Here is a 20106-nt window from a genome sequence, read left to right as displayed (position 1 = left end):
TTATAATTAACATTTATATTATTTAATTAGTGAAAATAATAACTTAGCAATTTTTCTTGTATCATGACGAATCATTCCTCGCGAATAGTCGATGATATCTCCTTCAATAACTTCTAACCCCATATCTAATAATCTGTCGATATCATAGACTACTGGAGCAGCATTTTCTCCTGCGTAAATATTACGGATTTTCTCATCAATTGATTTATTATTCACTACAACTGCATCTAATATATTATTACCTATATGATTAATAATGGCTTGAACATGATCACTTGCTGAAAAACCTGTTGTTTCCCCATCCTGTGTCATAACATTACAAACATAAACCTTTTTTGCCTTAGCATTTCGTAATGCTTCATCTATATTTGGAATAATTAAATTTGGCATTATGCTAGTAAATAAGCTTCCTGGTGAGATAACAATTAAATCCGCTGTTTCAATTGCTCTAATCGCATTTGGTAATGGTGTAACATCATCACGATCAAGAAACACTCGTTTAATTAGTTTCCCTGACAGTGGAATATTTGATTCACCTGAAACGATAGTGCCATCCACCATTTCAGCACAAAGTGAGATATTTTCATTGGAGATAGGATAGATTTTCCCTTTTACATTTAACACTCTCGAAATTTCTTTAATCCCAGTATAGAAATCCCCTGTAATAGAAGTCATAGCGGCTAGGAGTAAATTCCCCATCGAATGACCGGATAAATCTTTACCATCTGTAAATCGATGTTGAAACAATTGCACAAGCATTGGTTCAACTTCTGATAATGCAGCAATCACATTTCGAATATCCCCAGGAGCTGGAATTGCCATATCGTTCCTTATCCTACCTGTACTTCCACCATCATCCGCCACCGTTACTAATGCTTTTAATTTTATTGGAAGATCCTTGAGCCCGCGTAAAAGAACTGGCATACCAGTTCCTCCGCCAATAACAACTATTCGAGGTTGATTCTGTTCTGTCATGTTTAATGGCCCTTTCTTTTTTCAATATCTCGGTGTGTGACATGGGTAATGTAGTTCGTTCCTAATCTTTTAGCAAAGTATTCAGCTAATGCAACCGAGCGATGCTGTCCACCAGTACAACCGATTCCAACGACTAATTGAGATTTACCTTCTTTTTTATATTGAGGTAACATGAATTGAAGTAAATCCATAATTTTCTCTTGAAATTTCTGTGTTTCAGACCATTTAAAGACATAGGATGAAACATCTGGGTTTAAACCAGTTAATGGCTGTAAATGAGTGACATAATGTGGGTTCGGTAGAAATCGTACATCAAATACTAAATCTGCATCGATAGGAATACCGTATTTAAAACCAAAGGATACCATGTGAACTGAAAAAATTTCTTGTTTCTCCTCTGAGTAATAGTTCAGGATTTTCTCTCGTAATTCTCTAGGTTTTAAACTAGATGTATCAATGACACGATGTGCGCGACCACGCATTTCATCTAATATTTTTCTTTCTTGCTTAATTCCTTTTAGAGGTAAATCCCCAATTGCAAGTGGATGAGATCTTCTTGTTTCTTTATATCTTGTTACTAATTTTTCATCATTTGCATCTAGAAATAGTATATGTTCATCTAACCAATCTTCTTCACTTAATAAGTCAAGTGCTTCAAATAACGAATCGAAAAATTCTCTACCGCGAAGATCCATCACTAGTGCAACTTTATGAATATTATTCGTTGCATCCCTCATTAAATCTAAGAATTTCGGTAATAATGCAGGTGGTAAATTATCGACACAATAATATCCTAGGTCTTCAAAACTTTGTATAGCTACAGTTTTTCCAGCTCCGGACATTCCTGTAATAATAACCATTTTTGTTTCATTTGTATCAATTTGGTTAGTCATATGAATCACCTCTCTTTTCCGTTCATTAAAAATATTATTATAGCATGAATGATATGCTTATAGATAAATTTATTTATAACTATATTTCATTATACATATAAGCAATTTGTGGAAACAAGAAAATGATATTATTTCTTAGAAAGGGTGAATTTGGAAAGATTTTGTAGGACAAAAAAAGGGCGCAGATACTATTATCTGCGCAAATAACTAATCTATCTATTAAAAAGGGGGTCAATTAGTTAACTTAATTGTACCCTATTTATATTTCGTGCGTGTTACAACAAAGTTAAGATGCTTTTACTTTACCAATTTTTTCTTAATTTGTTGCTTTTATTTTATCCTTCAGTTCTTCTATATATGCAATTGCAGATTCAGCTGCAATCGCTCCATCACCAGTAGCGGTAACAATTTGTCTTAATTTCTTATCACGAATATCACCTGCAGCAAAAATTCCAGGAATTGACGTTTCCATATTGGCATTTGTTTCAATGTATCCGTCATTATTTGTGATTCCTATTGATTGGAATGGCTCACTTAACGGTACCATACCAATATATACGAATACACCATCAGCAGATTTTTCCGTCTCTTCTCCAGTATGAACATCTTTCAATGTGATACTGCTTACTTTTCCTTCTGGACCATTTATTTTCTCAACAGTTTTATTCCAGATAAAATCAACTTTTTCATTGTCAAATGCACGTTGTTGAAGAATCTTCTGTGCTCGTAGTTCATCTCGACGGTGTACAATGGTAACTTTGCTTGCAAATTTGGTTAAGTAAACTCCCTCTTCTACTGCGGAATCTCCTCCACCAACGACAATTAACTCACGTTCTTTAAAGAAAGCACCATCACATACTGCACAATAGCTGACTCCACGGCCACCTAATTCTTCTTCACCTGGAATACCTAGTTTCTTATATTGTGCACCAGTGGCAACGATAAGAGTTCTTGTTTTGTATTGTTTTGAACCAGCATTGATGATTTTATAATCTCCATGGTCCTCAACACTTTTAATATCGCCGTATGCATATTCTGCTCCAAACTTTTTGGCATGGTCAAACATTTTATTAGATAAGTCTGGCCCAAGAATATGATCATATCCAGGATAGTTTTCTACATCTTCTGTATTAGCCATTTGACCACCTGGGATACCTCGTTCAATCATTAATGTATCTAAATTTGCTCTAGATGCATATACTGCAGCTGTCATCCCAGCAGGTCCTGCACCAGCAATAATGACATCATATATTTTCTCTTCGGACATAATGTAACGCCCCTTTCTACTAAAACAATAATAATACTAATTAAAGAGTAAAGGATTTACATATTTACGTCTAATTATCTGCTCATTTTCACTACATACAGTGTTCCAGTCCATCCAAATTTATTAAGTTAAGATGTAATTCCAAGGTCCTTCTTCTTTAGAAAGGTTTGGATGCTTTCTACATCCTTCTTCCCATAAATTTAACGCTTTCGCTGGCTCTCCTAATCGATAAGCAGTTGTACTGTACCAACGATAATAGGAGATATGGCTTTTAACAATTGACTTATTAAGCATACGGAACCTATTATATGCTTCTTGAAGAAAACCTGTCCGTGCCAGTGTAACAGCTATTCGTAGCTTCTGCTGTTCATGAATCGGATATATATTTAGTAATGCACTTATATGTTGTTTGTATTCTGTATCCTGATTTGTTTCGTAGTAGAACAACGCAAGATTTGTATGACTATAAAGATTACTTTGATCTTCTCTCATTAGTTCTAATTCCATTGCAATAGCTTCTTCCTGTTGTCCTGAAAAGAACAATGCATACGAGTATTCGTGCTGTGCAATTTTATGTTCAGGGAAGAGAACCATCATTTCTTCCAATAAAATTAACGCCTTATCCCATTCCTTATTTTCCAAGTGATGGAAGACTGTTTCTTGATAAATGATTAACTCATCTTCTTCTTCAATCTCCCAATCCTCATCATCAAGATCATCATCTATTTCAATTAATTCTAATAACGTTTTCGCATCTTCACTAAAGTCCCCATTTGGCTGTTTTTCCAGATAGGAATTTGCAAATTTCTTTGCGTCATTTAATAATCCTAAATGGGCATAGTTGTTCGCTAGTAGATAATAACAATCAATATAATTATCTCCTGTAGTTTGCAAAACATTTGTCAGTATTTGATTGGCTTTATGAAAAGCTCCTGTTTCAGTATAAATAATAGACAGTTGACACTGATATAATGGATTATGAGGTGAGGATTCTACTGCTTTTGTAATCCATTTTAAAGCTATATCAAATTTACGTTTGCGGAAGGACTCTACTCCTTTTGCAAAATAGAAATCACCTGTTGGAATAAAAGGGATAACATTATTTGATTGTTTTTCCTTTTTGTTCGCTGTTTGCATGCATATCCCCCTATTTTTTCACATATCGAAGAAAGTATACCATAAGTGGTGAAAGAATTATAGAGTGGATGATAAAATCTTGTTAGCATCTGTCTAATAGAAAAGGTTGTTATAGAGATGAATTAACCATCGTCTATAACAACTCTATAAACTCACTATTTAATTAAGCATTATATCTTTTAATTAAATCTGTAAACGTATCTACGAATGTTTGTAAAAACTGAGTAGTATCTTCATTTAATTTACCATTCTCATCAAGTAGTTCATAGATATTACCAATATAAGCTTCAGGTTGTTGAACAACTGGCATATTTAAGAAAGATAGTACTTGGCGTAAATGATGGTTTGCACCAAATCCAGCTAAAGCACCTGGTGAAACACTAACAATAGCAGCTGGTTTACCTGACCATACATTTTCTCCATATGGGCGAGAAGCTACGTCTAAAGCATTTTTCAACACCGCTGGAATAGATCTATTATATTCTGGTGTTACAAATAGTACAGCATCTAGTTCGCTAACTTTCTTGCGGAACTCTGTATACTCAGCAGGTGTTTCTAATTCTCCTTCATAATCTTGATTAAATAAAGGTAGATTTCCAATTTCTAAGTACTCTGTTTCATAACCTGGAGCAAAAAGTGATGCTACGTTTGTTGCTACCTGTTTTGAAAATGATTTCTTGCGAAGACTTCCTACAACTACTCCTACTCTTACCATGTAAATCATCCTTTCATTTTATCTCCGATTCGAGATAAATATAACGTCAATATTCAGTAAAGTAAACTTAAATGATTGCTGAATAATTCTATATATTATATTTTTCAAAAAAATAGGATTGTCGACACAAATCACATGCAATATACACGTGTTTATGAAGACAATCCCTTTTTATAATAATATGTTATTTTCCTTGTTTATTTCTTAATTCCATTTCTTCTTTTGTATAGATTAATCGCATTGGGTTACCACCGACAAAGGCTCCAGCAGGAACATCTTTATGTACTAATGTACCAGCTGATACGATAGCTCCATCCCCAATTGTCACTCCTGGAAGAATGGTACTGTTTGCACCAATTAATACTTCATTTCCGATAATCACTTCACCAAGTCGATATTCCTTAATTAAGTATTCATGTGCAAGAATCGTTGTATTGTAGCCTATAACTGAATTTGAACCAACTGTAATTTTTTCTGGAAACATAATATCAGGCATAACCATTAGTGCAAATGCCGTTTTTTTCCCAACTTTCATGCGTAAAAATACCCGATACAACCAATTTTTCATAGTTAAAAAAGGCGTATACCTAGCAATTTGTATGACGATAAAATTTTTAACTACCTTCCAGAATGAAACAGTTTTATAAATTTGCCAAAGGGAATTGGCATTTCGAACAGGATGGCGCTCTGTATTACGCATCTTTGCTACACCTCAAGAATCTCTAATAAGTCTTTCATATCATGTAACATATATGTCGGTTTGTATGTTAGTAAAGTTTCTTCTCCTTTAAGTGACCAAGCAACACCAGCAGTTAACACATTGGCATTGTGACCTGCATCAATATCATGATGATTGTCTCCAACCATTAATGTGGAGGTTGGATCAGCGTTCAAGTTCTTCATCGCACTTAATATCGGTTCTGGGTGTGGTTTTGGATTCGAAACGTCATCAATTGCGATAATAGTTTCAAAGAACTCATAGATACCAGTGATCTTCAAACCCCTTATTGCCGTGTCCCGTATCTTTGAAGTAACGATACCAAGCTTGATACCGTGCTCTTTTAATATGGTTAAAGTCTCTTTCACATTTGGAAAAGCTTCTACATATTCATCGTGATGAGCTATGTTATGTTGTTTATATGTCGTAATCATCGCTTCTGCTTTATCCAAATCAATTTGTTCAAAAGTCTGTTGTAAAGAGGGGCCATTAAATGATAATAACTCCTCTCTTGTAAATTCGAGTCCAAATTTATTAAACGTATACAGGAAAGATTCATTTATTAACTCGTTTGTATCAATCAATGTGCCATCTAAATCAAATAGTATTGTACGAATGTTCATTGGTGATATCCTCTCTCTTCCTTAATTCTCCTCGTCTCCAGAAGAATGCAATTGTCATTGTTAATACAATTGCTGTAATTAACCGAATAAGAAGCAGTGGCCAAACTGGTATACCTAATGGAATAAATATCAAAGTATCCTCAACAACTGCATGGCAGGCAACGAGAAATATTAATGCTAATGTCATATCCCGTTTGGATACCCCATCTTCCTTAACAGCTTGAATCATCAGACCTGCTCCATACGCTAAACCAATTGTTAGTCCAGCTACCATCGTCATCGAAGTATTTTTTTCCATACCTAATACTTTGACCATTGGTGCAAATCCATTGGACAGTTTCGATAACCATCCTTTATCTCGTAAAATTTGCATAACTACCATTAATGGAATAACGATTAATGCTAATTGTAATACAGCAATGACAGCTGTTTGGAGACCATAAAAGACTATTTCTCCCCATCCTGTTAAATCTTTTGAACTTTGAGTGATGAGCCCATACTGCGCTAATTCTCCTCCACCATTCCAAAGAAGGTTTATTACAACGGCAGCAATTAAAGCTAAGCCAATTCTAATTCCAACAATTAACCACCATTTCACACCAACTTTTGAGACTACAGCTGACTCAATAAATAAATTGTGGGAAAAAGAAAGCATTACTGCCATAATGAAAACTTCTTTTACCGTAAAGTCAAAGGAGATAATTGCTCCAATACCTGCATAAAGGTTTAACACATTTCCTAATACGATCGGAACCGCTGCCTCCCCTGACAAACCAATTAATCCCATCAATGGGCTAATCCACTCAATAAGCCAAGGTAACACTGGTGTATACTGTAGAATCGTAATGATTAACGTTATTGGAAAAATAACTTTTCCTAATGCCCATGTTGTTTGAAGCCCTTGATTTAGACCTCGAATTAACATCCCTGACACGCTCTGATATCCTCTCTCCAATAATACTATTTTTTCTTTTTCTTACTGCTCTTCTTATTCGTTTTTACTTTCTTCTTCGCATCGATATCTGCGTAGCGCAATTTCACTGTTTTATATCGATAAATAATTAAAATAACCGCACCAACAATTAGTAAAATGGAAATAAACTGTGCCGTTCGTAGGTTTCCAACAATATATAAACTGTCTGTTCGCATTCCTTCAATAAAGAATCTTCCTACAGAATAAGTTGCTAAATACGTAAGGAATACAGTACCACGGATTGGATTTTTACGACGTAACCATAATAATAAAATGAGAACTAATATATTCCATAATGATTCATAAAGAAAAGTCGGATAATAATACGTTCCACCGATACACATTTGGTTCATAACAAAATCAGGTAGTACAGCATAATGAGCATCGATAACTCCTTGGTCCATGATTGGGCCACCATGTGCTTCCTGATTCATGAAATTACCCCAACGGCCAATTGCTTGCCCAAGGATAAGACTTGGTGCAGCAATATCTGCTAACTGCCAGAATGGTATTTTTTTTACACGAGCAAAAACTACTGCCGTTAACACTGCGCCTATTAGAGCACCGTGAATAGCTATGCCACCTTCCCATACAGCAAATAATTTCCACCAAGGGCCACCAGCATAACGATCCCATTCAAATGTAACATAATAAATTCTTGCAAAGAGAATGGAAATAGGTATTGCAAATACTAATAAATCAACAAATATTTCTTTATTAAGTCCTAATCGATCCGCTTCCTTCATTGCTATATATAGAGCTAGAAACGCTCCAGCAGCAATAATTACTCCATACCAATAAATTGGTAATGAGCCTATTTGTAAGAAGACACGGTCGAGTGTAGGTGCAGCACAACTCATATACTCACTCCTATTCTTGGCCTTTTTCTTGAACAATCATATTTGTTAAGCGTTCTGAAAACTCTTCTGCAGCATTAACTCCCATTCGTTTCAATCGGAAATTCATTGAGGCTACTTCAATAATTACCGCCAAGTTACGTCCTGGACGTACAGGAATCGTTACTACAGGTAGTTCAACATCCATGATTTTCATTTTTTCTTCATCTAACCCTAAACGATCATATTGTTTTTTGGAATCCCAATTCTCCAAATTAATAATTAAGGAGATTTTCTTATGACTCCTAACTGCCCCAGCACCAAATAATGTCATGACATTAATAATACCTAATCCACGTATTTCTAATAAGTGTTCAATTAATGGTGGAGAATTACCGATTAGAGTATCATAATCTTCTTGGCGAATTTCCACACTATCATCTGCTACAAGGCGGTGTCCCCTTTTCACGAGTTCTAGTGCAGTTTCACTTTTACCCACTCCACTTTGACCTGTGATTAATACACCTACTCCATAAATATCTACAAGTACACCATGTATAGCAGTAAATGGGGCAAATTTAACTTCTAAATAGTTTGTCAATCGACTAATGACTCTCGTTGTTTTTCGAGGAGAGTGTAAGATAGGTACACCTGAATTATTAGCCGCATCAATCATTACTTGCGGGATAGCCATTCCTCTAGTAATCACAATACCCGGTGTAATATCTGTACATAGCTTTGCCATTCTATCTGCTTGTTGTTCCAAACTTAGGCCTAAAAAATAGGTCATCTCAGTTCTTCCTATTAACTGGAGTCTCTCTTTTGGGTAATAGTCAAAATACCCAGTCATTTCAATTCCCGGACGAGAAATATCACTTGTAGTGATTTCTCTATGTATTCCTTCTTCACCAGCAACCAATTCTAAATTAAAGTTATCTAGCAAGTCTTTTGTACGTACAATTGTCTTCATATGACTTTCCTCCATGAGCAGTACTAACTGTTTCCCATTGTAGCACATTTTAATTCATGGAAGGAAAAAAGATGAATTGTATAGGAACAAAAAGAAACATAGGATAATCCTATGTTAGGGTAAAGAAATATATTTATTTTGTTAGAGTGTCTTTTACTAATTTATTTAATAGTAAGTTTAAAATCGAGAGAATTACTGCAGCTAGTAAGGCTGTGCCAAAACCAGTAATGACAAAATTATCCCCAATCACAGCTTGCGTAATCATTAATGTTATGGCATTAATGACAAAAAGGAACAATCCCAAACTCAGAATTGTAAAAGGCAATGTCAAAATAATTAATATTGGTTTAACGATGATATTTAAGATTGCTAGCACAAACGCTGCAAGTATAGCTGTACCAAATCCTTCTAAGTGAAAGGAATCAAAGAGCTGTGCAACTGTAATTAAAGCGATTGCGTTTAGTAGTAAGGATAATAACCCCTTTTTAAGCATTTGTTCACATCCTTTTTAAGTTTTCTAGTTAATTAGTTCGATATCCATTATATATTTTCCTTCTTAATTAAATATTTTAATAGAAAACTAGGATTTATTTCTAGAATTGTTTAGTTACGAACTAAATTTCATGAGTAATTTCTTGTGAGGGATTTTATCATGAACATTTCTTGATAAATTTAGCTTTGAATGTTTACGAAAACGGCTATCAACAACATTTCTCAATATTTTTTACTCAAAATGTTTATTTGCAACATTCAATGCATTATTCATACGAATCATTCCTGCTAATAATGGAAAAGCTTCCTTGATACAATGCATCAAGGAAGCTAATATAGTTCAAGCATCTGCGAAAACAAGATACTTTATATAGACCGATATTACTATTTATATTTCCAAATATAAAAAGCTTCTACACCTAAACGTTTTTTTGCTTCTTCCTTTAAATCATTATCCATATCATCACTTTGGTTCCAACTACGGATAACACCACTTGCTTGGGATTTATGACAAAGGATTGCATCCATTTTTATATCGAATTTATCTTTCACATCATTTACTACATCTGGCATACCTAAATCTTCTACATGCGTATTCGTAATTGCTTGTGCCCAAACAACTGGACGTTTCTCTCGATCCATTAGTCGAACTGCTTCAATAGCAGCTGCTCCTAGTGCATTATGATCTGGGTGTACAGCATGTTCTGGGTAATGTGTAATTACAAGGCTAGGTTCCAGATCTTCTAGAATATTTTTCAAGTGTGTAGCAACTTCACGACGGTCTTCATATTCTATTGTTTTATCTCGATATCCAAGCATATGTAATTCCATATCAAGCACTTTACATGCTGCAATTAATTCTTGTTTTCTAATCTCTGGTAATGTCTCTCGATTAGCAAACGTTGGGTTGCCCATATTTCTTCCCATTTCACCTAATGTCCCACAAAGATATGTTACTGGTACTCCTTGTTCTCGAAAACTAGCAATTGTACCTGCCGCTCCAAATGCTTCATCATCTGGGTGTGGATAAATCACAACAACATGTTTTTCCATCTTATTCACCTCTAATCCATCTCTAATAATTAAATGGTGTTTCACTAATTTGTAATGCGACCATCAATCTTCCTTCACGATCATGCCCTGCCATTAAGAGTTTCTCACCTTGAAACATCTCAAAGTCTGTAAGTCCTTCTGCATAGACCCAACCGATATCCATTTTTAATCCCGCACGATATGATTTTCCATCACCTACAATTTTAGCTTGGTTAAAACGGATTTTAGCATTGCGAATATAAACCCCGACATTATATGCTTTAGCATTCACATGGCTTGCATAAGCTCCATTCGTTGTTTCTAGATGCACATATACATCTTTATCGATAAAACTCTCCAACTTTTGTTGAACAACATCTAACTCTATTGGTTTCATCATATTCCTCCTTACATATCTACTTGTAACATTACCGAATGGAAATAATTCCGTCAAAATTAATACTTACAATTATTGACATAATATGTAAGAACAAGGATGCTTTATCATTTGCAGAGTATAAAGCATCCTTGCTTGCTAAGATTTCACACTTTCTTTTGCTTCTAATAGTTCTTGTTGTCTTTTTGTGTCGCGTTCTAATACTGCTTTCAAATACTTACCTGTATGTGAATTTTCATGTTCGGCAATTTTTTCTGGTGTTCCAGATGCAATTACTTCTCCTCCGCGAGCTCCACCTTCTGGCCCGATATCAATGATATGGTCAGCTGTTTTTATAACATCTAAGTTATGTTCAATGATTAGAACTGTATCTCCATTATCAACTAAACGTTGTAATACCTTTAATAGACGACTTATATCATCTGCGTGTAAACCTGTCGTTGGCTCATCTAAAATGTAAAGAGACTTCCCATTGGAACGACGATGTAATTCACTCGCTAATTTCACACGTTGTGCTTCTCCACCAGATAATGTTGTAGCTGGCTGACCTAAACGGATGTAACCTAATCCTACATCTACAATTGTTTGTAGTTTTCTATTTATTTTAGGTATATTATTAAAGAATTCCAGAGCCTCTTCTATTGTCATAGCTAATACATCGGAAATACTCTTTCCTTTATATTTCACTTCTAACGTTTCGCGATTATATCGTTTACCATGGCATACTTCACAAGGGACGTAGACATCAGGCAAGAAGTGCATCTCGATTTTAAGAATTCCATCTCCTTTACATGCCTCACAACGTCCACCTTTTACATTGAAACTAAAGCGTCCTTTTTTATATCCACGGACCTTCGCCTCGTTTGTTGACGTAAACAAATCACGGATATCATCAAATACTCCCGTATAGGTTGCCGGATTAGAACGAGGTGTTCTACCGATAGGAGATTGATCAATATTAATGACTTTCTCTAAATACTCCATCCCTTTCATGTCTTTATGCTTTCCAGGGATAAGTTTACTACGGTTTAATTCTTTGGAGAGCCTTTTATAGATTATCTCGTTAACAAGCGAACTTTTTCCAGAACCTGATACACCTGTAACAACTGTAAATAGACCAATTGGAACTTTTACAGATACATTTTTCAAGTTATTTTCTTTCGCACCAACAACTTCTAGATAACGTTTATCAGATTTTCTTCGTTCAATCGGAAGTGGAATGAATTTTTTACCAGATAAATATTGACCTGTTAATGAACTTTCATTTTTCATCACTTCTTCTGGTGTTCCGCTGGCAACAATCTGACCTCCATGCTCTCCTGCTCTCGGCCCAATATCAATCAACCAATCAGCAGCTAGCATCGTATCTTCATCATGTTCCACCACAATTAATGTATTATCTAGATCACGCATATATTTGAGCGTGTCAATTAATCGATCATTATCTCGTTGATGAAGTCCAATGGATGGCTCGTCTAGTACATATAATACTCCTGTAAGTGCTGAACCAATTTGAGTGGCCAGTCGAATACGTTGCGCCTCTCCACCAGATAATGTTCCTGCTGTACGTGAAAGAGTTAAATAATCTAACCCAACATTTTTCAAGAATTCTAATCGATTATTAATTTCTCTTAATAGAAGTCTAGCAATTTGTTTTTCTTTCTCTGATAAGTCTAGCTCTTGAAAGAACGTCATTGCCTCTGTAATGGAGAAATCCGTTACATTACTTATGTGAAGGCCATTTACTCTCACAGCTAGAGCTTCATCTTTTAATCGATGGCCCTTACAAGTTGGACAATCTTTTTGTCTCATATATTTTTCTAATGTTTCACGAATAAAGTCTGATGAAGATTCTTTATGACGGCGTGCAATATTATTTAAGACACCTTCAAATTGAATCATTCCATTTCGTGTATTACCAAATTCACTTTTATAATGGAAATGTATTTTCTCTGTACCACTACCATAAAGGATTTTATCCATTTGTTCTTTAGGTAAATCCTTTACCGGTGTGTCCATATCAATATTAAAATGGTCACATACACTTTTCAGTAACTGAGGATAATATTGTGAACTAATCGGTTCCCAAGCAGCAATAGCATGTTCATTTAATGTTTTATCCCAGTCAGGAATAACTAAATCAAGATCCACAATTAAATTCGTGCCAAGACCATCACAGCTAGTACATGCTCCAAATGGGCTGTTAAATGAAAACAAGCGCGGTTCCAATTCACCGATTGAAAATCCACATATTGGACAGGCATGATTTTCACTAAAAACAAGTTCCTCTTCACCCATTACATCAACAATAATTTTACCTTCTCCTAGTTTTAATGCAGTTTCGATGGAATCACTTAAACGTCCTTCAATATCTGGTTTGACGATAATACGATCTACTACTACTTCGATAGAATGCTTTTTATTCTTTTCCAGCTTGATTTCTTCTGTAACTTCTCGCATTTCTTTATCGACACGAATGCGAACATATCCTTCTTTTTTAAGTTTCTCTAATACTTTTACATGCTCACCTTTTCTTCCAGATACGACCGGGGCTAAGATTTGCATTTTTGTTCTTTCCGGATATTCCATAATTCGATCAACCATTTGCTGAACAGTTTGAGATGAAATTTCAATTCCATGCTTTGGACAAGTTGGATGTCCGATTCTCGCATAAAGAAGTCTTAAATAATCATAGATTTCTGTAACAGTTCCAACCGTGGAACGCGGGTTACGACTTGTTGTCTTTTGATCAATTGCAATTGCAGGGGATAAGCCATCAATCATATCGACATCTGGCTTATCCATATTTCCTAAAAATTGACGTGCATATGCAGATAGTGATTCTACATAGCGCCTTTGTCCCTCTGCATAAATCGTATCGAAGGCTAAAGATGATTTTCCGGAACCTGATAGACCAGTAACGACAACTAATTTATTTTTAGGAATAGATATATCAATATTTTTCAGGTTATGTGCTCTTGCACCTTTTATATTAATCATTTTATTTGTCATATATTGGTCATCCTTCCGCTTTTAGTTCAAATATAACATCACGAAGCTCTGCAGCTCGCTCGAAATCCAAAGCCTTTGCTGCTTCTCGCATTTCTTTTTCCATAGTTTCGATTACTTTCTCTCGTTCTTTCTTGCTTAGTTTGGCAATTGATTTCGACTTTTCTTTGTATCCTTCTTGTTCTTCTGCAGCAACAGTTGCACGAATGACATCACGAACTTTTTTAATAATCGTTTTTGGTGTTATATTATGTTCTTCGTTATATGCGATTTGTTTTTCACGACGACGTTCGGTTTCTTCGATCGCTTTATGCATAGAATCGGTAATCTTATCTGCATACATAATTACTTGACCATTTGCATTACGAGCTGCTCGACCCATCGTTTGAATTAAGGATCGTTCAGACCTTAGGAAACCTTCCTTATCTGCATCTAATATGGCAACTAAAGATACTTCAGGTATATCAAGTCCTTCACGTAATAAGTTAATACCAACAAGCACATCGTATTTTCCTACACGAAGATCACGGATAATTTCGATCCGTTCTAATGTTTTTATTTCACTATGGAGGTATGCAACCTTAATTCCAATTTCTTTTAAATAATCGGTTAAGTCCTCCGACATTTTCTTCGTTAACGTCGTTATTAAAACTCGTTCATTTTTATCCGTTCGTTTATTAATTTCTGCAATTAGGTCGTCAATTTGACCTTCAATTGGACGCACTTCTACAACTGGATCGAGTAATCCTGTTGGTCGAATAATTTGTTCGGTCATTACAGGTGTATGTTCGAGTTCATATGGTCCTGGTGTAGCAGAAACATAAATAATTTGACTAATTCTCTTTTCAAATTCCTCGAACTTTAATGGTCTATTATCTAGTGCAGAGGGTAATCGAAAACCATGATCAACTAATACTTGTTTACGAGCTTGGTCCCCATTATACATCCCTCTTATCTGAGGTAATGTAACATGAGATTCATCCACAACAATTAAAAAGTCATCAGGGAAGTAATCTAATAATGTATACGGTGTTGCCCCTGCTTCCCTTAAAGTTAGATGTCTAGAGTAATTCTCAATTCCGGAGCAAAAACCCATTTCGCGCATCATTTCCAAGTCATAGTTTGTTCGTTGCTCGAGGCGTTGGGCTTCTAGTAATTTATTTTGACTTCTTAGTTCTTCTAATCTTACTTCTAGTTCTGTCTCTATATTGGCAATTGCTAGTTTCATTTTTTCATCGCGTGTTACGAAGTGGGATGCTGGGAATATAGCGACATGTTCTCGGTCCCCTACAATTTCTCCAGTTAAGGCATCCACCTCTCGTATTCGGTCTATTTCATCTCCGAAAAACTCGACACGAATACAATGCTCTTCCTTTGATGCAGGGATAATTTCAACCGAATCACCACGTACTCTAAATGTACCACGTTGGAAATCGATATCATTTCTAGCATATTGGATTTCCACTAAGTCTCTTAGTAGTTGGTCACGGTCTTTCTCCATTCCCATTCGAAGGGACAACACTTGAGCACGATATTCTTCCGGATTACCTAATCCATATATACATGAAACACTGGCAACAATAAGCACATCATTTCGTTCAAAAAGTGCCGATGTCGCTGAGTGGCGTAATTTATCAATTTCATCATTGATACTGGCATCTTTTTCAATAAAAGTATCGGTGGACGGGACATATGCCTCTGGCTGATAATAATCATAATAGCTAACAAAATATTCCACTGCATTATTCGGGAAAAACTCTTTAAATTCACTGTATAATTGCCCAGCCAATGTTTTATTATGAGCAATAACAAGTGTAGGACGATTAATTTCTTTTACTACATTGGATACAGTAAAGGTTTTTCCTGTTCCCGTAGCACCTAGTAATGTTTGATGCTTCTGACCGGCTAATATTTTATTAACTAATTCTTCAATTGCTTTTGGTTGGTCTCCTTGTGGCGTGTAGCTGGATACCAATTCAAATTTATTATTTTCCATAGACTTCCCTCCATCCTAAAAACCTAGTTAATATTGTACCATATTCTCCCTCTATTGTAACAGAAATACGAACTAACATTCGATTATTTTAGTGAAGATATACGAATTTTCCAATTTAGTGTTTAGACCGTTTATTTGTAAATCGAAAGTAGAATGTCAGAAAGGGACTGGATGTCTAGATCTTGATGGTAGGCTTTTATATTTTCTTGGTAATTAAAAAGTCTATCTTGGTCGAGAAAGAAGTCCAAAATTTGAGTTTCAATATTGATAAATGGATCTAGTGAGTTAATTATGCCTAATTCCCTTAATTCCATTTCATTTATTTTCTCTTGGCCTGGTAGTGCATTACATGTAAAGATAGGGATTTGTTTATGAAGACATTCACTTATCGTAACACCACCTGGCTTGGTGATAACAGCATCTACTTGATGATATAGATGATTCATTGCTTCTTTAGAATGAAGATAAGGAATTGGTATAATTTGTGGGTGATTCATTTTTATTATGTGTTCATGCAATTTACGATTATGGCCACATAATACGGAATACGTTAGTGTAGGATTTTTCGGTATCAGTTTTTCCATTGAACCAACCCCAAGGCTTCCACCTGCGATAAGAATATGGTTTTTCATTTTTCCTTTTTTGTCTTGATGCTTATGAAAAATAGGATGTATTGGGATACCAGTAACAAATATTTTCTCTTCCTTCACACCTAAATTTAATAAGAATTGTTTGACTCTGATGGAGGGTACGAAATGATAATCGATACCTCTAATTCCCCATACTCTATTCACAAAAAAATCAGTATACACATTTACCGTAATGGCTTGAAGCTTTCCCTTCTCTTTCAAAACGCTCGCAATATTTGAAGGTAAACAATGAGTACAAAACAAAACCCTCGGATGATGTTGTAAGATTAATCTCTTAAAAAATGATGTAAATAGTAACTCATATAAAAATTGCCTAGAACGCTTTGATTGATTTTTTACAGCTAAGAAATGATACAGTGAGTTATATGCTTTCGGCATAATTCTTATACTGTTTAAATATGTAGCAGTTACTAGTTTTTCTATCTTGCCATAGCTATATGAAAGTATATCTACTTTTTCGCAAGTTATCTCATTAATAATATGTTCCAATTCTTCCATAACAGCATCTGCGACATGATGATGACCGGTTGGAATTTGCATAAAAGGTAAGAATAATGCTCCTTCATGTTGTCTACTGTTCATTTACCTCATCCTATCATCGTCAAAGTAATCCCTACAATTACCAATGTTCCCTTAAGAATCCCATGTTATAATTTCACTTGTGGGGAGGAATTCATTTGGCATATATTATTTCTGCGACATTATTCATTATCATTAGTTATTTTATATATAAAGCAAATAAGAATACAAAAGACGTAAAAATTAACAACATTCAAGTACCTACTAAACATCAGTCAAGTCAATCAACCCTTTCTATCCTTCACTTGTCCGATTTGCATCTAGAAAATATATCTATTTCACCTAGAGAACTAGCGATAAAACTTTCTCAGGAAAAACCAGATCTCATTGCTTTAACCGGTGATTTCTTGGATCGAAAACGAACAATCCCAAAACTAATTCCTTATCTAAAAGTAATCCAAGAACTACAGCCAACTTATGGAACGTATGCCGTACTCGGAAATCACGATTACGTCCTAAAAGGGGAAAACTTAACCAACTTAATAAGTACGTTGGAACAATATAATGTTGTTGTGATGCAAAACTCTAATAAAACAATCGAAGTTAATAATCAAATTATTAACATTATCGGCATAGATGATTACAGCACAAACCGAAGTAATTTAGAAAAATCATACGAACAAATAAAAATAGGTATCAACATTGTCTTAACCCATGATCCGAACATTGTCTTACAAATGGATAATTACCATTTCGATTATTTGTTAGCTGGTCACTTTCATGGAGGACAAATACGATACCCAAAAGCGTATCACCTTGTAAAAATGGGACAACTTCCAAGACTAAATATAGTGAAGGGGTTACACACGCATAATGACTCTCCTTTTTATATTAGTGAAGGACTTGGCCAAACCGGTGTAAACATCCGAGTTGGAAGTCGTCCAGAGATTACGTATCACAACTTAGCAATTTAAATTGGATACCTTTTTACTAGCTCATCCTTCGACATAAATAAGTAGATTGGATGATGTTGTTTGGATGAGCTAGCTAAATAATTAATTGGTGTAAAAGTAAATTGTTTATAAGTTCGATAAAACGTATTTGATATATTCACATTATCAAACCCTAATCGCTTTGAGCCCTTATGTAAAGTCGTTATTCCAATAACTCCTTTAATCTCTTCAAATCGCTCATGTTCTTTAACATATTTTGCAAGTAAAGGCATCGCACGTTTAACCATATGATAAAAATATACAGCACGCTTAGTATCACTAGAGATAGCATATAATTCATTCATAATTTTTACATTATGAAGATGAATTTTTAATAATAGATCATTTTTCTTAATAACTGTTCCATCTGATAATACCGTACTTTTTCCTTTGAACCGGGTTAATCTAACGCGGAATAAAGAACGATTCTTCTCTTCATCCATTACATATTTCAACCTAGTTAATGAGTAATAAATGGGATCGACAGTATTCCATACCCCTAATATGTAACTTTTCATCCATATAATAATCCTTCCTGTAAAAAATTTGCATTTTTATAGTTATAGTTTGTATGAATACAAAAAAAATATGAAAAATCTCAACACAAAATTTATCCCCTTAGTAAGCCTTATCATAAAAAAGCTTCCGCCTCTAAAAATATCTAGAGGGGGAAGCTAAATATACTCTATTTTGTTTTTCGATAGGGCTCGCCTGCAAATAGAATCCCTAACTCATGATGATCTCCTTCATACATTGCACTTTGTACAAACCGGATTTCACCATTCGTATCAATTAACTCAATTTTAAAGAAAGAACCGGTTTGATGTAATGCTTCATATAAGATTTCTTCATTATTAATGATAATCCCATTTACTTTAGTTATTGTTTCTCCCACTTCAATATTTAAGCGCTCTGCTGGAGAGCCTGGAATAATGCTTAAAATTTTTAATCCACGATTCGTATGATTAAAATAAGGAGTCTTCGCTTGATCGTTTGTCTTAAATCGATAAAGGATAAACTCTCTTCCAATAATAGCCACCCCTACTGCAACTATTGCCATCCATGGAATAAAGATACTTCCAATAGCAATAATCAGAACAAAAGCACTTAAGGCTAGCAATTGCAGAGACAATCTATTTGCTGCCTCATGTGGTAACATGCCTCGAACTTTGAATTCAAAGCCTAATACAAACGGAATAAGAATCATCGAAAAGTTAGTATCACCTACTGAAAGAAATGGCCAATAATCAGCAAATGGTTCGATAAAGCCTGATGGTACTAAAGTAAAGAACGGTATGATTGCATATTTTTTAATTGCATGACGCCCTATCCAACTGCCTCGTCCACCTAATTCTAACTCTGGAAATGATTCGTTCGGTCTTATTCTATTTAGAAAATGTGCTTCTACAAATAAAAATAAAGCCATAATAATTACTAAGGCAGATAGATTAACATCTCCACTAATAGGACTAGCATCAAATAGATTCGGTATAAGTAATAATATAAATACCGTAACGCCGATTGTATAACTTGGCGAAAGTAACGAAAATCGAAAATTTAAACTAAGTAAGATTGTCACAAAGTATAACAGAAAAATAGTTTCATTAGACAGAACTAATCCAAGACCAATTGTAATTACAGAATAAAAAATACCAATAAATATAGAAAACACCCATGTTGATTTCCATTCAGTAAAGACATCAAAGACCTTTGTACCAATGAATTGTCTTTCTTTCTTAATTCGCCGAATACCGACTAATACAATAAAAATAATCGACCAATATAATAATGGGTTGAAAAATAACTTTCCAGCACCTTGTCCAATTTCAATTATCCAATCTTGAAACAATTATATTCACCTTCCAACATGCAGTAACGTCACTAATGCAATTATAACCTTATTTATTCGACA

General features: G+C 34.8%; 19 protein-coding genes. 1 reads left to right on the top strand and 18 read right to left on the bottom strand.

Annotation, left to right across the window (positions count from 1 at the left end; genetic code table 11):
* Positions 1–18 precede the first annotated feature (18 nt).
* From mgfK to IEV35_RS04415, 16 genes are all read right to left on the bottom strand, one after another.
* The gene (gene mgfK, locus IEV35_RS04490; protein ID WP_188383498.1) at positions 19–975 is read right to left on the bottom strand and encodes a gluconeogenesis morphogenetic factor MgfK; all 957 of its coding nucleotides are present in this window, start codon (positions 973–975) and stop codon (positions 19–21) included.
* A 2-nt stretch (positions 976–977) separates the two neighbouring features.
* Positions 978–1868: an RNase adapter RapZ gene (rapZ, locus tag IEV35_RS04485; protein WP_188383497.1), complete on the bottom strand. Its 891-nt coding sequence runs from the start codon at positions 1866–1868 to the stop codon at positions 978–980.
* A gap of 316 nt (positions 1869–2184) precedes the next feature.
* On the bottom strand, positions 2185–3135 hold the full coding sequence (trxB, locus tag IEV35_RS04480) for a thioredoxin-disulfide reductase (RefSeq protein WP_188383496.1): 951 nt from the start codon (positions 3133–3135) through the stop codon (positions 2185–2187).
* A 123-nt stretch (positions 3136–3258) separates the two neighbouring features.
* Positions 3259–4272, bottom strand: a complete 1014-nt coding sequence (locus tag IEV35_RS04475; RefSeq protein WP_188383495.1) for a tetratricopeptide repeat protein — start codon at positions 4270–4272, stop codon at positions 3259–3261.
* Positions 4273–4435: 163 nt separating this feature from the next.
* Complete coding sequence (locus IEV35_RS04470; RefSeq protein ID WP_308419764.1) at positions 4436–4987, bottom strand: NADPH-dependent FMN reductase; 552 nt, start codon at positions 4985–4987, stop codon at positions 4436–4438.
* A gap of 184 nt (positions 4988–5171) precedes the next feature.
* Positions 5172–5687 carry an acyltransferase gene (locus tag IEV35_RS04465; RefSeq protein WP_188383493.1) on the bottom strand — a complete coding sequence of 172 codons (516 nt, stop codon included), beginning with the start codon at positions 5685–5687 and terminating at the stop codon, positions 5172–5174.
* A 5-nt stretch (positions 5688–5692) separates the two neighbouring features.
* A complete protein-coding gene (gene ppaX, locus IEV35_RS04460; RefSeq protein ID WP_188383492.1) occupies positions 5693–6328 on the bottom strand; it encodes a pyrophosphatase PpaX in 636 nt (211 codons plus the stop codon).
* A complete protein-coding gene (locus IEV35_RS04455; protein WP_188383491.1) occupies positions 6303–7262 on the bottom strand; it encodes a nucleoside recognition domain-containing protein in 960 nt (319 codons plus the stop codon). Before IEV35_RS04455 ends, ppaX begins: the two co-directional genes overlap by 26 nt.
* A gap of 26 nt (positions 7263–7288) precedes the next feature.
* A complete protein-coding gene (gene lgt, locus IEV35_RS04450) occupies positions 7289–8161 on the bottom strand; it encodes a prolipoprotein diacylglyceryl transferase (protein WP_188383490.1) in 873 nt (290 codons plus the stop codon).
* Between the two features lie 10 nt (positions 8162–8171).
* Positions 8172–9107, bottom strand: a complete 936-nt coding sequence (hprK, locus tag IEV35_RS04445) for an HPr(Ser) kinase/phosphatase (RefSeq protein ID WP_188383489.1) — start codon at positions 9105–9107, stop codon at positions 8172–8174.
* 133 nt (positions 9108–9240) lie between these two features.
* On the bottom strand, positions 9241–9600 hold the full coding sequence (locus IEV35_RS04440) for a phage holin family protein (protein WP_188383488.1): 360 nt from the start codon (positions 9598–9600) through the stop codon (positions 9241–9243).
* A 383-nt stretch (positions 9601–9983) separates the two neighbouring features.
* The gene (bshB2, locus tag IEV35_RS04435) at positions 9984–10652 is read right to left on the bottom strand and encodes a bacillithiol biosynthesis deacetylase BshB2 (protein WP_188383526.1); all 669 of its coding nucleotides are present in this window, start codon (positions 10650–10652) and stop codon (positions 9984–9986) included.
* Between the two features lie 22 nt (positions 10653–10674).
* Entirely contained in the window at positions 10675–11028 is a 354-nt protein-coding gene (locus IEV35_RS04430) for a YojF family protein (RefSeq protein WP_188383487.1), read from the bottom strand.
* Positions 11029–11166: 138 nt separating this feature from the next.
* On the bottom strand, positions 11167–14040 hold the full coding sequence (uvrA, locus tag IEV35_RS04425; protein WP_188383486.1) for an excinuclease ABC subunit UvrA: 2874 nt from the start codon (positions 14038–14040) through the stop codon (positions 11167–11169).
* Between the two features lie 7 nt (positions 14041–14047).
* A complete protein-coding gene (gene uvrB / locus IEV35_RS04420) occupies positions 14048–16033 on the bottom strand; it encodes an excinuclease ABC subunit UvrB (RefSeq protein WP_188383485.1) in 1986 nt (661 codons plus the stop codon).
* A gap of 131 nt (positions 16034–16164) precedes the next feature.
* On the bottom strand, positions 16165–17265 hold the full coding sequence (locus IEV35_RS04415) for an MGDG synthase family glycosyltransferase (protein ID WP_188383484.1): 1101 nt from the start codon (positions 17263–17265) through the stop codon (positions 16165–16167).
* Positions 17266–17360: 95 nt separating this feature from the next.
* Between IEV35_RS04415 and IEV35_RS04410 the strand changes: the two genes are divergently transcribed.
* Positions 17361–18176 (top strand): metallophosphoesterase, encoded by an 816-nt coding sequence (locus IEV35_RS04410; RefSeq protein WP_188383483.1) that lies wholly within the window; start codon positions 17361–17363, stop codon positions 18174–18176.
* Here IEV35_RS04410 and IEV35_RS04405 read toward each other — a convergent pair.
* Positions 18173–18712, bottom strand: a complete 540-nt coding sequence (locus IEV35_RS04405) for a YkoP family protein (RefSeq protein WP_188383482.1) — start codon at positions 18710–18712, stop codon at positions 18173–18175. The two genes, IEV35_RS04410 and IEV35_RS04405, sit on opposite strands and share 4 nt — an antisense overlap.
* A gap of 167 nt (positions 18713–18879) precedes the next feature.
* Positions 18880–20043, bottom strand: a complete 1164-nt coding sequence (locus tag IEV35_RS04400; RefSeq protein ID WP_188383481.1) for a PDZ domain-containing protein — start codon at positions 20041–20043, stop codon at positions 18880–18882.
* Between the last annotated feature and the right edge of the window lie 63 nt (positions 20044–20106).

The organism is Ornithinibacillus halotolerans, assembly GCF_014637405.1.
Classification (GTDB): domain Bacteria; phylum Bacillota; class Bacilli; order Bacillales; family Amphibacillaceae; genus Ornithinibacillus; species Ornithinibacillus halotolerans.
Note: the sequence above shows the minus strand (reverse complement) of the source record. Positions and strands in the feature narration are given on the sequence as shown.

Coding starts and splice junctions, on each gene's coding strand:
- mgfK (WP_188383498.1), bottom strand. CDS start 975: ATGACAGAACAGAATCAACCTCGAATAGTTGTTATTGGCGGAGGAACT.
- rapZ (WP_188383497.1), bottom strand. CDS start 1,868: ATGACTAACCAAATTGATACAAATGAAACAAAAATGGTTATTATTACA.
- trxB (WP_188383496.1), bottom strand. CDS start 3,135: ATGTCCGAAGAGAAAATATATGATGTCATTATTGCTGGTGCAGGACCT.
- IEV35_RS04475 (WP_188383495.1), bottom strand. CDS start 4,272: ATGCAAACAGCGAACAAAAAGGAAAAACAATCAAATAATGTTATCCCT.
- IEV35_RS04470 (WP_308419764.1), bottom strand. CDS start 4,987: ATGGTAAGAGTAGGAGTAGTTGTAGGAAGTCTTCGCAAGAAATCATTT.
- IEV35_RS04465 (WP_188383493.1), bottom strand. CDS start 5,687: ATGCGTAATACAGAGCGCCATCCTGTTCGAAATGCCAATTCCCTTTGG.
- ppaX (WP_188383492.1), bottom strand. CDS start 6,328: ATGAACATTCGTACAATACTATTTGATTTAGATGGCACATTGATTGAT.
- lgt (WP_188383490.1), bottom strand. CDS start 8,161: ATGAGTTGTGCTGCACCTACACTCGACCGTGTCTTCTTACAAATAGGC.
- hprK (WP_188383489.1), bottom strand. CDS start 9,107: ATGAAGACAATTGTACGTACAAAAGACTTGCTAGATAACTTTAATTTA.
- IEV35_RS04440 (WP_188383488.1), bottom strand. CDS start 9,600: ATGCTTAAAAAGGGGTTATTATCCTTACTACTAAACGCAATCGCTTTA.
- bshB2 (WP_188383526.1), bottom strand. CDS start 10,652: ATGGAAAAACATGTTGTTGTGATTTATCCACACCCAGATGATGAAGCA.
- IEV35_RS04430 (WP_188383487.1), bottom strand. CDS start 11,028: ATGAAACCAATAGAGTTAGATGTTGTTCAACAAAAGTTGGAGAGTTTT.
- uvrA (WP_188383486.1), bottom strand. CDS start 14,040: ATGACAAATAAAATGATTAATATAAAAGGTGCAAGAGCACATAACCTG.
- uvrB (WP_188383485.1), bottom strand. CDS start 16,033: ATGGAAAATAATAAATTTGAATTGGTATCCAGCTACACGCCACAAGGA.
- IEV35_RS04415 (WP_188383484.1), bottom strand. CDS start 17,265: ATGAACAGTAGACAACATGAAGGAGCATTATTCTTACCTTTTATGCAA.
- IEV35_RS04405 (WP_188383482.1), bottom strand. CDS start 18,712: ATGAAAAGTTACATATTAGGGGTATGGAATACTGTCGATCCCATTTAT.